General features: G+C 44.0%; 11 protein-coding genes. 1 reads left to right on the top strand and 10 read right to left on the bottom strand.

Annotated elements, in window-relative coordinates; translation table 11 throughout:
* Positions 1–7 precede the first annotated feature (7 nt).
* From AACT21_RS03155 to AACT21_RS03120, 8 genes are all read right to left on the bottom strand, one after another.
* Positions 8–868 (bottom strand): CheR family methyltransferase, encoded by an 861-nt coding sequence (locus AACT21_RS03155; protein ID WP_017044936.1) that lies wholly within the window; start codon positions 866–868, stop codon positions 8–10.
* Positions 853–2,871: a methyl-accepting chemotaxis protein gene (locus AACT21_RS03150; protein WP_094163511.1), complete on the bottom strand. Its 2,019-nt coding sequence runs from the start codon at positions 2,869–2,871 to the stop codon at positions 853–855. Before AACT21_RS03150 ends, AACT21_RS03155 begins: the two co-directional genes overlap by 16 nt.
* 10 nt (positions 2,872–2,881) lie before the next feature.
* The gene (locus tag AACT21_RS03145; protein ID WP_017042330.1) at positions 2,882–3,346 is read right to left on the bottom strand and encodes a chemotaxis protein CheW; all 465 of its coding nucleotides are present in this window, start codon (positions 3,344–3,346) and stop codon (positions 2,882–2,884) included.
* Positions 3,346–3,876: a chemotaxis protein CheW gene (locus AACT21_RS03140; protein ID WP_017044938.1), complete on the bottom strand. Its 531-nt coding sequence runs from the start codon at positions 3,874–3,876 to the stop codon at positions 3,346–3,348. The genes AACT21_RS03145 and AACT21_RS03140 overlap by 1 nt, the downstream gene beginning before the upstream one ends.
* Positions 3,877–3,897: 21 nt before the next feature.
* Complete coding sequence (locus AACT21_RS03135) at positions 3,898–6,054, bottom strand: chemotaxis protein CheA (protein ID WP_094163509.1); 2,157 nt, start codon at positions 6,052–6,054, stop codon at positions 3,898–3,900.
* Positions 6,055–6,113: 59 nt separating this feature from the next.
* The gene (locus AACT21_RS03130; protein WP_010317272.1) at positions 6,114–6,473 is read right to left on the bottom strand and encodes a response regulator; all 360 of its coding nucleotides are present in this window, start codon (positions 6,471–6,473) and stop codon (positions 6,114–6,116) included.
* Positions 6,474–6,496: 23 nt separating this feature from the next.
* Entirely contained in the window at positions 6,497–6,760 is a 264-nt protein-coding gene (locus AACT21_RS03125; RefSeq protein ID WP_013868220.1) for an STAS domain-containing protein, read from the bottom strand.
* Positions 6,761–7,069: 309 nt separating this feature from the next.
* Entirely contained in the window at positions 7,070–9,133 is a 2,064-nt protein-coding gene (locus tag AACT21_RS03120) for a tRNA(Met) cytidine acetyltransferase TmcA (RefSeq protein ID WP_094163507.1), read from the bottom strand.
* A gap of 173 nt (positions 9,134–9,306) precedes the next feature.
* On the opposite strand from AACT21_RS03120, the gene AACT21_RS03115 reads away from it, so the two are divergent.
* Positions 9,307–10,341, top strand: coding sequence for an ABC transporter substrate-binding protein (locus AACT21_RS03115; RefSeq protein WP_094124552.1), 1,035 nt, complete (start codon positions 9,307–9,309; stop codon positions 10,339–10,341).
* Between the two features lie 72 nt (positions 10,342–10,413).
* Here the strand turns inward: AACT21_RS03115 and AACT21_RS03110 are convergent, their stop codons facing one another.
* Both AACT21_RS03110 and AACT21_RS03105 read right to left on the bottom strand, forming a co-directional pair.
* Positions 10,414–11,385, bottom strand: a complete 972-nt coding sequence (locus tag AACT21_RS03110) for a ParB/RepB/Spo0J family partition protein (protein ID WP_017044943.1) — start codon at positions 11,383–11,385, stop codon at positions 10,414–10,416.
* A gap of 7 nt (positions 11,386–11,392) precedes the next feature.
* On the bottom strand, positions 11,393–12,610 hold the full coding sequence (locus AACT21_RS03105; protein ID WP_026027506.1) for a ParA family protein: 1,218 nt from the start codon (positions 12,608–12,610) through the stop codon (positions 11,393–11,395).
* Positions 12,611–12,765: the final 155 nt, after the last annotated feature.

Below are 12,765 nucleotides of genomic sequence, written 5' to 3'. Positions count from 1 at the left end.
TTGTTCCTCATTTTTTCACGTAAATGGTGTGGCCGAGATGATGAAAAACATCAGCACAGCGCCCCACACTTTCTGAATGACCCAAAAATAAAATCCCATTCGGTTTCAACCATTCATAGAACCTTTCGATCAAAGCCTCCTGCGTGGGTTTATCAAAGTAGATCATCACGTTTCGGCACGAAATGAGGTCTAAATTCTTAGGTAGCGTCCAAGGAGATAATAAATTCAGTTGCTGAAAATGGACAAAACGTTGCAATTGACTGGCGATTTTTATTTTTCCCTGTTTGATACCGCGCCCTTTTACAAAGCACTTTTTAAGATAGTGCTGTGGAATAGTAACCACAGCCTCATCGGTATAAATGCCCGCTTGCGCATGTGCCAAAACCTGTGTGTCTAAATCTGTTGCGTAGATATCAACATTGTCTGCGAAATCAAATAAACCGCTGCTGTATAACGACGCAATAAAGCTGTATGGCTCTTCACCACTAGAGCAGCCAGCAGACCAAATTTTAGGATGACGCACGCCCTGTGATCGCCACTCATCGAGCAGTACTTTTTCTAAAAACTCAAAGTGGTGATACTCGCGAAAAAACTGGGTTTTGTTAGTCGTTAACGCATTGATGAAGTGGATCCGCTCTTGCTCATTATGCTCAATAAGCTCCTTGTAATCACAGAAACGCTGAATCCCCCGTCGACGCATCTGACGGCTCAAACGGCCGTAAACCATCGCTCGCTTAGCATCCGACAAGTAAATGCCGGCCGTTTTGTGCATAAACCACTGGATGAATTTGAAATCCTTTGCGGTGAGTTCAAATTCTTGGTCATTGTTCATCATGATTGGATGGCTATCTGTTAGAACTCTTCCCATTCATCTCCATCCTCATTGAGGTTGAGCCCAGAATTGACAACGTTATTGGTGGCTTTAATGTCTGCCACTTTCTTGACCTTGGGTTTGGGTTGATGGGCGGAGATGGGTGTTCTTTTGGGCTCGAACGTTTTGATGTTGTCATCGGTGGTGAAATAGCTCATCAAGCTAATCAGCTCTTTCCCTTCATCTTTCAACGATTGGCTGGCCGCAGAGGTTTGTTCAACAAGAGAGGCATTTTGCTGCGTCATCTCATCCATGGCTGTAATTGCACGATTGATTTCGTCAATGCCCGTCGATTGTTCAATACTGGATGATGCAATTTGGGCGATGAGATCAGATACTTTTGCTACAGCGTCCACAATCTCATTCAATGTTGCTCCTGACTCATCAACTAAACGCGATCCCTCTTCTACTTTCTCAACACTATCTTTAATCAGCCCTTTAATCTCTTTCGCCGCTGCTGCGCTACGCTGCGCAAGGTTTCGAACCTCTCCAGCAACAACAGCAAATCCACGCCCTTGTTCTCCGGCTCTTGCCGCTTCTACCGCTGCGTTCAAAGCCAATAAATTGGTTTGAAAGGCTATCTCGTCTATCACTCCAATAATATCGGCAATCTTCTTACTCGAACGATTAATTTCCGACATGGCCGAGATCGCTTGCCCCACCACTTCACCACCTTTACTGGCTTTTTTGGCAGCATCACTCGCTAGATCGTTCGCACCTTTGGCGTTATCTGCATTTTGGCGCACGGTCGCTGTCATCTCTTCCATACTCGCGGCCGTTTCTTCTAAATTGGATGCTTGAGCTTCCACCCGTTGGCTCAAATCATTATTGCCTTGCGCGATTTCTGTTGACGCCGTAGCCACTCTGGCAGAAGAAATGGTGATTTTTTCAACCATATCGCGCAGGTTAGCAATCGAGGTATTGACCGCATTTTGCAGTTGACCAAACTCACCTTGGCTACCCTCTTCCATCTTGGTATTCAAATCGCCATCCGCCACTTTACTCATGACGTCAATACACTGAGCCAGCGGTGAAACTAAGGTATCAAGCAAGTTATTAATCCCCTCGCCCAACTCCCGCATAAATCCGCTGTACACAGTGGTATCAATTCGTTCATTCAACTGCCCTGCGATCGCTTTTTGAATGAGGCTCTCTACTTGGTATTGACCATCTTGTTGTTCGGTAATATCGATCCATTGCAATGCAGGGCCAATGTATTCCCCTTTGTGATTGTGCATCGCAATACAAGTTAAATTAAATTGCAGCGCCCCCACTTTGATGTTGGATGAAAATGGCAAACGATCAGGGTTGGCAATAATGCTACGTTGATGGCCCGGATTTTTATGAAAGATATCGATATTTTGTCCGACCAGATTATTGACGTCAAAGCTTGTTAATACTGTCCTCAACTCACTTTCTCTTGTACGCATCAACTTGGTCAATGAAGGGTTTAAGTATTGAATAATACCCTCTTTATCGGCCATCATTAGGTTGGTTGTCATCCCCTCGACTGCCGAAGCTAAGCGGCCAATTTCTTGCTCTTTTTCAATCTCTTGAGTGACATCACGCCACTCTAATGTGTTCCCGATATAAATACCGTCTTCATCAATAATGGCGCCAACATTAAGCTCGATCTTCACTCCTTTAATAGTAATCATGGTAGTGAAAGGCAAGTTGGCTGGATTCGACAACATTTGGCGTTGATGCTGTGGATTGACGTGAAAACCATCGATGCAGTAGCCAATCAATGACGACTCTTCAGCTTTAAAATCAGGCCAGACACTTTGAAAAAGCACTTCATGCTGCTTGAGTAGGATCAATGACTGCTTATTGAGATAGGTGATTTGAAAATCTCGGTTAATCATCATCAATGCGGTTTTTGCTGCATTAAGAGCAGAAAGAAGCTGCTGATTGGAGAGCCCTTCATTCTCATCGACCAATGGATCTTCTATCTGCTCAACAAATTTTTTTGGTTCTGGTTTGCGGTTCCAAAATGCCATGAGTATTCCCTCACAAAATAGCGTCTTCTACGAATGTCTGATTTAACCCAGGTACATCAAAAAGGGTCTCGATATTAATTAGGATCAAATGACCGTTAGCCACACTAGCAATTCCCTTCATAAATTGTGGTTCAACCGTGGTGGATAAGGCTGGTACAGGTTTTATCTCTTCAGCGGCTAAGTCATACACTTCTGAAACACCGTCGACAATAATGCCGAGCGGATTGCGTTGCGCGTCATTCAAAACGATAACAACTGTCGTGGCCCCAATCTGTGCAGGTGGCAGATGAAAACGAATTCGAAGATCAACAATCGGTACGTACTCACCACGAATATTGAGTAAGCCAACTAAGTAATCCGGTGCATTGGGTACAGAGCGCACATCACTCCAGCCGCGAACTTCTCGGACCTCAAGGATTGGCACAGCGTACTCATCGTTATCCAGCACGAAACTAAGAAACTCTTGTTTAGACATCAGGGTTCCTCACTCAGTATTCGGTGCATATCAAGGAGCCCTTGGGTATCGAGCAGTGACATGACCTCTTCGCCAACATTGAGCAAACCGAGCGAATACGCAGCGGCAGGTGTTTCCCCCACGGCAGGAAACAGCACATTATCTCCCTGGCCAATCACATCACTCACTGCATCAACGACTAAGCCCATAATACGAGGCCGCTCTTGTTGCAGGCTACGAAGTACCAACACCACAGTCGTGGGAAAGTAGCCACAAGCCTCCATACCAAATCGAAGGCGCAGATCGATAATAGGCACAATCATGCCGCGTAAATTAATCACACCTTTCACAAAGCTAGGCGCGCGAGGAATAGGCGTAGGTGGCTCCCACACTCGAATCTCTTCAACATCTTGAATTGCTACCCCGTACAACTCATTCGCTAACCGGAAACTCAGAAAATCGGCCTCACAGCTTCTTTCTTCATACACAGCATTCAAAACACTCTGTGTTTGATTCTCTTGTTGATGATTTGGTGAATAATCATATTCCATGGCTCTTCCCTGTCACCTTCACTAAGCGGCAATAATCTTGGGAGATAAACTTGAACGTCGATTCGAGTACGTGGAGATTAACCCTTGAATATCTAAAATGAGCGAAACGGAACCATCTCCCAAAATCGTAGCTCCTGATATGCCTGCCACTTTGCAGTAATTTGACTCTAAGCTCTTTATAACCACTTGCTGCTGGTCTAGCAGCTCGTCAATCAATAAGCCAACGCGACACCCAGCGGCTTCAACAAAGCAGAGTATTCTATCGGGCAAAGCACCACTTGATCCCATTTCCAGTTCATCTTGTAGACGTAAGATAGGAATGTTTTCGTCACGAAGCCGGTACAGCTCAACCCCACCGGCGGCATACTTCACATTAGCTAGGTTGATTTGGATAGATTCGATAATGGTGAGCAGTGGGATGATGTAAACTTCCCCGCCTACTTTGATCAATTGCCCATCGAGGATGGCTAAAGTGAGTGGTAAACAGATAGTGAAATGGCTGCCTTTACCTAACGTGGATTCGACATCAATATGCCCACCCAACTCTTCGATATTACGTTTTACAACATCCATACCGACGCCACGACCTGAAATATCAGACACTTGTTCTGCTGTTGAAAACCCTGCGGCAAAAATAAGGTTAAGGATCTGTTTGTCGGTGATATCTTCACGCCGTGTATCTTTAGGTAATACACCTTTTTCTAGCGCCTTTTGAAATATTCTTTCACAGTTTATCCCCGCGCCATCATCTTTCACTTCGATCACTATCGAGCCACCTTGATGATAAGCATGTAGTTCAATGGTGCCGATTTCTGGTTTGCCTTGTTCAAGGCGAATGTGTGGCTGCTCAATTCCGTGGTCAATACCATTTCTGACTAAATGAACCAATGGATCAACAATACGTTCAAGGACGGTTTTATCGAGCTCGGTGTGCTCGCCAATGATGTTCAGTTCTACTTTTTTTTCAAGTCGGCCGCACAAGTCTCGCACAAGGCGAGGAAAGCGGCTAAAAGCAAAGCTCATCGGCAGCATGCGAATATTGAGCACATTTTCTTGTAAATCTTTACTGTTTTGTAAAAGCTGAACTAGGCCTGCTTGCAACTTTTCTAATTTATCCATGGTGAAATCGTTGCCGATTTCGGTCAGCATTGATTGGGTGATAACAAGTTCCCCAACCAAATTAATCAGGCTGTCGACTTTCTCAATATCGACGCGAATAGAGCTTACGCTGGATTCTGCTTTCGCCACTTTGGGCGCAACAGCGGGCGTAGACTCTATTGATTTTATGAGATCGATGGGTTTTATGAGATCAACTTGCTCTGCTGATTCTGTAGGGGGAACAGCGTTCGCATGAAACGTAGGTAGCGCCTCGGCCAACGATTCCTTGCTCTCGCTGATCATATCTTGGGTCGTCGATTCTGGTACTAAAGGTTCAACAATTAGGTCACATTCATCTTCAACCCATTCAAAAATTTCGCGAATATCACTCTCTTGCACTTGGCTACTGAGAAAAATAGTCCAGCTTAAATAACAAAGCTCAGCCTCTATTTCCGCCAATTCGGGAAGGTGTTCAAGCTGAGCTTCCGCCCTGCACTGATCATCCAGTTCATAAAGCTCTCGCAGCAACCGAAGTGGATCATTACCACTGAAATAAAGTTCTCTATGCGGAGTAAAAACGACTTTCCAACCTAAGTGGTTCTCGTTGTCAGAAGCCTTTAAGAGCGATGACGTCTGTTCATCTTCGGCGTCAAGCGGGTGATGGTCTGCTAGTTCATGATCAACCGTTGAATTATCGGCAAGTAAAGCATGCAGCGACTGGCTGACTCTCTGCTGAAGCTCACTATCAACCTCATCATGGCTCTCATGCCCCGCGAGCATATTGCGAATGCAATCACCGCTTTTCAGTAAAATGTCCACACTTTGAGCGGTGAGAGTTGATTTTTCGTTACGGACGAGGTCAAGATACGCTTCGACAGAGTGGGTAAATTCACTGATATCCAGTAAACTAAAGGTCGCCGCGCCACCTTTAATCGAATGGGCAGCTCGAAAAATGGTATTAATAGTCTCTTTCTCAACCTGATTAGGGTCAAGATTAAGCAGTACATTTTCAAGCACTTCAAGATTTTCACGACACTCTTCGTAAAACATCTTGCGCAACAGTTCCATGTCTAAAGCCATAGCTCTTCCTGCCAGTTAACGTCGTTTAACGAATGAAGCTTCTAATAAAATACGGTGTTCTATATGACCCGTTTTAGTGTTTTCAATAGCGTCTCAGGGTTGAACGGTTTAACCAACCATCCTGTAGCTCCAGCGAGTTTTCCTTCTTGTTTCTTTTCCATACTCGTTTCGGTGGTTAGCATCAAAATAGGAATAAACTTATATTGAGCATTACCACGTATCGCTTTAACTAACTCAAAACCACCCATCACTGGCATGTTGACGTCCGAAATAACAACATCAAATTTGGTTTGTTGTGCCTTACGTAATGCATCACTTCCATCAATAGCAGTTTCAACTTCATAGCCTGCATCTTTCAATGTATGGCTTAGCATTTGACGAATTGAAACCGAATCATCAACCGCGAGGATCTTTGTCATAGCCCCTTCCTTGCAAAATCTCATTACTCTGCGAACAAGCTTTCTAAAGCCAGTAGCGCAATACCTTCATTGAGCGTGTTTGTTGCGTTAACTAAAGTGATCTCAATTCCAGCTCGCTCTGCTGTCATAAACAAAGAAGCAAGCAGTTGCAGACCGGCAGCATCCACGCTATTGACTCGTGATGCATCTATTGTTAAAGGAGGAGTTAGGCTTAGCCATTGAAGATAATTTGCTTTGGAATCTAGTACCGTTGAAATTTCCAAAGACTCCGCCAACAAAAGATCCATATCTCATCCTTATGTACTATTTATATTCTATTTTTTATGAGAACACCTGACTTTGAGTGTAGGAGGGAATACTCATTTAGCAAATGATTGAACACGTTAGGAACAAAAATAAAAACCTCACAATAAGGGGGACCGTATGGTTAACTCATTAATATAGTTTGGATTTTTTTATTCTGTGACTAGAACAAAAAAATCCTACTCTTAAGACGTAAGTAGTAGGACTTTTTTGTCATATGACAAGCACAGTACATCTGGAGAAGGTGTCTGCTCTTACATTATTCACGCTTTACACTGTAAATTGGCTGCAGTTCATTGCGTTGAATGATCCACTTTACAGTGTAAATCATCTAATAGTCGATTGAGGTCATGACGGAGGGTAGCCTCAATCATTTTCCGTCCAGTGAAGTTTAATTGACTGGCACACTCTTGCCAGCTTTTCCTTTGCAATACTTTGACAATAAGTACATCAGATAATCGTGATAGAGCAGCTTTATCCAATGAAGTAATTAGTCGATGAATCCATACACTCACACTCTCATAATCCGCACCGCCTTGTGCGTAACAACGCAGCAATGAATAAGGTAGGAAATTAACTTCATTTGAATCCGCGCATGCGACACGATCTCGGACCAATGACAAGATGGTCCGAACCAAAGCCGGCTCTAAACTTTGCAAAGAATCAGATAGCGAGAAAATGAAATGCTGTTCGAAAATCTGTTCTGCCCGAGTTAACCAATCCAATTTTTTCGCTTGGACCATGATTAAGGAAAAACAGCCGCTCGCACTGTCTCTGTGGCTCCCTAGTTTTATCGGAACAAATTGGTTCTTAGCCCAAAAAACCATTAAATCGCTCGTTACGCCAAAACTCGTCGCTAAATAGTCGGCATCATTTTCTAACATGCACGCTTCAATCAAGCGGCTGCCCAACCCTTGATTTTGTAATTCGGGATGAACTGCAATACGCATGATGCGCTGACAAACACTCTGCGCTGCCTGCGTAATACCAACTTGATTAGCTAAGCAAACAGGAACTAGATGACCTTTAGGACGTCGCTTTCCTCGTTGGATCTCTTCCACTAAAGCGTTACAAAGCCCACCTTCACGTACTGTCAGCAAACAACCGACACAAACCTCGTCTACCATTGCAGCAACTAGCTGAACTTTATCGTCCGCTAAAAAATGAAATAGATCGTTCGGTGATGTCTGGTAATGAGCATTCACTAATAACGAAAAAATAGCGGCTAAGCGTGTCGGGTTGGCAATGAGTTGAGCCTTATCCAGATGCTCAATGTTAAGTGTCGCTAACTGTTCTGATGTCATCGTCGGCAATGTAGCTAAATCATAACGAAGGAGGAAAGTATCGTAATGCCACGCTTCTAACGGATCACCCTGACGCCAACGGATCGGCTGATCTAAATGGAGAGTTCGAGTCCCAGCTCGATGGTGTGCTAACCAAGTTTGAAACTTAAGCGTGAACCCTCTCCCACACCCTTCGTAGCCATGAATGGTGGTAGAGAAGACCGCACGATGATAGTGTTCAACCCAGTTTTTTAACATTGATAAAGGCAGCGCGGCCGCTTCATCTACCAATAGGAGATCACATTGTGGCCGATGCAAAATCAGCTCATCCGGTGCCACAAACGTCAATGACGAGTTTTGCCAAGTAAGGGATTGTCTGGTGACGTGAGCGCCTGCTAAACCTTTAGCCGCATGTTCAAATATCGGCGCTACGGCATGGATTGAGGGTGCCGTGACCACAATATCTAATGAACGAGACGCCATCAATTTAGCCGCAGCAATACCAAGCGCACTACTTTTCCCTCGTCCCCGATCGGCAGTGAGAACCAATGGTCGCTTGCGATGCCCATCCATCACACGAAGAATTGCTGAAACCGCATCAACTTGCTGTTCATAAATCGGTGATTGAGAGCTGACTCGTGGATATACGGGTAAAGGAGGGCAAGGTTGATTCTGTTCTATAACAACAAGCTGTTCGAACGCTCGCGTTAACCAGCGCTCAGCAAAAGAGTCGTTACGCTGAGGGGCTTCAATGATCAACAGTAACCCACCACCGACCAGTGAACCCAGCGCAGCACTGAAACTGTTCGCATCAAAACCATGGTGATTGTCACAAATAAGTAAATGGCACTCTTGACCAAGAAACTGCTGCCCTTTGTTGAAGGGGGCATAACGAACGCATGGTAACGGTTCTCCACCTAACTGAAATATGGCTTGCCCCTCATTTTTTGCGAGAAAATGCATAAGCACGTGTTGTTGCCATTGAGGCTCACCACGGATTAAGAGCCCCATACGCCATAGGCTATTCTCAGCCTGCACCATCAAATCATCTAAATAAGCCGCTATCATGTTCATATTTACGCCACCTCGCTGAAACGCAATGGTAGCACAGCCGCTATAATCACTGTGCGTCGTTAAAAATATTTTTCTTTACGACAAATTATATTTGCTTTAATCGTGACCATTTTTAACTAATTATTCACCTACACCCCAGTACACTTCTGGGCTATTTAAGGAATTCAAATGCAATGAAAACTTTCATCAAAGGATTGGTTTTGGCAGCAGCTCTAACTTCTTCACACGTAAGCGCAGACAACAAAACACTCAACGTTTATGCATGGGGAGGATATCTTCCAGAAAAATCCCTCAAGCAGTTTGAGCAGCAGGAAGGGGTAACGATTAACTATTCGACCTTTGAAAATAACGAGTCAATGTATACCAAGCTCAAGTTGCTCAAAGGTGGCGGTTATGATGTGGTTTTTGCCTCAGCGTATTTCATTGAAAAAATGGGACGTGAAGGGTTACTAACCGAGCTGGATCATGCACAAATCCCGAACATGAAAGATGCCATGCCTTCACTACTCGGCCAAGCACACGATCCCAAAAATAGTTATTCCCTGCCCTATATTTGGGGGATCACTGGCCTCAGCTATAACGAAGCATTAGTACCAGAAGGTGTCTCTCGCTGGGCTGATTTGTGGGATAAGAAATATAACCAACAAGTGATGTTGATTGACGATATTCGCGATGTCTTTGGTATGGCGCTGATCTTAAATGGCTTCAGTATTAATACAAAAAATGAAAAAGAGATTGAAAAAGCCTACCAATCATTGGTCGCGTTAAAAGATAATGTACTGTTGTATAACTCTGATGCGCCACATGTGCCTTATGTCTCAGGTGAAGCAGCGTTAGGGATGCAATGGAACGGGAATGCCTACCAAGGCCAAGTTGAGATGCCAGAGCTAAAATTTGTAATGCCGGAAGAAGGCGCAGTCTTGTGGATGGATAACTTTACTATTCCATCAGGCAGCAACAACAAAGCGTTGGCGCATAAATTCATCAACTTCATGTATCAAGCAGAGAACCAAGCTGAGATTGTGAATAGCTTAGGTTATGCATCGGCAACAAAAAGCGGCCGAGCGTTGCTTCCAGCAGAACTTCGCGACAATCCAACGATTTTTCCAGCCGATGAAGATATGGCTAAAGGGGAATTCATTAATGATGTTGGGCCTGAAGCGCTCGCTATCTACGAAAAATACTGGCAGCGTTTAAGAAATCAATAGATTCGAACTGAATAGACTTAGTTACTAAAAAACCCGCCATGGCGGGTTTTTTAGTCTTTACATGATGGATGCTTAATCAAGCTTAGATTGGATAAAATCTAATATTTCTTGCACCGTAGCATCATCCACCTTTTTCAAATTAAGCGCTAAATTACTGCCTTTACGACTGTAACTTACGCGGCCTTTGATCAGATCAATTTTTACATGCTCAGTGCGCTTAGGTGGCAACAACTCTTGTATCCAAGACTCAATTGTCTCTGTGACTTCTTTCGTCAATCGGGCAACACCTTGTACGCTACTACGCTGCCAAACAAATCCATCTTCAGATTGACACTTTTCCAACAAATTTGCTTGTTGCTTTGCATCGAGTTCATTAAATTGTTTATGCAATTTAACTATGGTTGGACGACCTAATTCAACCACATTTGGATAAGCTTGCAACAGCTCAAGTGGCAAAGCCGCTGCTTTTAGAGCACCACTTACTAGGGCCTCACTGCACTGAAATATCTTAGCTAAAGCTTTTTGGTCTTCCGCTTCACCGTTATCCAGCTTCGCTTGCATCTCTTTACCCTTCTCATAAAGAGAAAGCGGCTTGTGCGCGTTTGCCACATCCGAAAGAAACTTCGCATGTTCCGAGTTTATGTCTTCAGCAACATAAACCAAAAATTCTTTACCCGCCAAGATACAAGACATTCGACGACGGCTGCCATCAAGGACTTCAATTTTGCCCCCAGCGGTTTTACGACCAACCGCAGGATATTGCTGACCACGCTCACGTAATGTACTCAATACATCAGATAGAGCATGCTCATTCAGAAAAGCTTGTTCACGCGCATTCTGCGTAAAAACAATCGTCTTTTCCGCTACTTGCTCAGCGGGAATCCTGACCAGTTCGAAAGTGACTAACTCTTCTCCCGCAACCGCCAATTCGATGATTTGCGCTTGTTCTTTCGCTGCCGTTTGGGCTTCTTGCGGGGTGGTTGCACGTCGCTTATTCGCTTTACCAAACAGTTTCGCATTTAGTTCAGACGTTTTAATTGCCATGTTTTACTTACCCCTGATTTAGTGATGACCAATGACTGTGAAGCACTCGCTCAAGCTCCAGTGCACTTTTTTGCACAGCGTCTTGCGCAGTCGCTAGCGTCTTTTTACCACCTTCAAAATCGCTGGTGGTGAGATCAAAAACGGTGCTGTAGGTGTCAGCACAGGTTTCAAATGCTCGGCTACGCGGAATCGTCGCCATCATGACTTGATCACCCAACAGGTAATTCATTTCCGTTAATACCGAGACTTGCTTTTTATTATCATCTTCAAACATCGTCGGCATCAAACGTACAAATTCTAACCCTTTCCAATCTTCTGGAAACATTTCATAAACCGTAGGAAGGTGTTGAAAGAAATTGACGGTTGACGCCCAATCTAATCGCTTAGCCGCGCACGGGATCAGTAATGCATTGGAAGCATACATTGCATTCCATACCAATGGATCAACGTGTGGGCCAGTATCAATCATAATGATGTCAAAATCATCGCCAATCTTATCGATAAGTTTCTCTTTCAGCAGTCGAACAATATCAAGCGATTGGTTTTGCGAAAGATACTGCCACGCTTCTGCGTTAAACATTGCATCTTCAGGAAATGCAGAGATGGTTTTTAAATTGGGATATTGGGTTGGCAACATCACGTTCTTATGTAAGAACGCCTTGTCCACTTCAGTGTCTTCAGGCACGTTGTCTAACATAATATCAACGGCAGAATAGATATTACTGTGCTCTGATAAACTTATTTGCGGGTTGAGAAATAACCGTAATGAACCTTGCGGATCTAAGTCAATCAAGCAGATACGGTAACGCTGATCCAAATTCAGGGCGAGGCACGCGGCTAGATGGACAGCCGTCATTGATTTACCTGTCCCCCCCTTTTGGTTCTGAACATTTATGACCCAAGGCTTATGATCACCATGCTTTTTCCTTTGGTGGAACTTAGGCACACCAGCGGCATCCATGAGCATGTGGGCTTCCGCTAAAGAAATTGAATAGTGATTAGCATTGTTTTTAGTAAATTGATGGCCAGCTTGTTCCATTTTGGAAATGGCATCATCTAGCTTACGGCGTGTTAAGCCTGAACGAGTTTCCATTAGCGCTTTTGACATCGCTGGGAAATGGTCATCACTACGTTCTTCTAAAACAATTTCAATTCGGTCAGCTTGCACCTGTTGAGTTTGCTCGGCGAGCTGGTAGAGATTCGCTATGGTTTGTTCTCTTTTCATTGCCAAATTCCATAATAAGTACCTAACGCAGATTGTACAGCAAAAAATTTAATACTCAACAAAAAGGTGAACATTCACTTTTAGATTAATATCACAATAAATAGAAAAATATATCGGAATTTAATGAATTGACCTCATTATGGTCATCATTTTTC

It is taken from the genome of Vibrio sp. V08_P9A1T1 (assembly GCF_963874405.1).
Taxonomy (GTDB): Bacteria; Pseudomonadota; Gammaproteobacteria; order Enterobacterales; family Vibrionaceae; genus Vibrio; species Vibrio anguillarum.
Note: the sequence above shows the minus strand (reverse complement) of the source record. Positions and strands in the feature narration are given on the sequence as shown.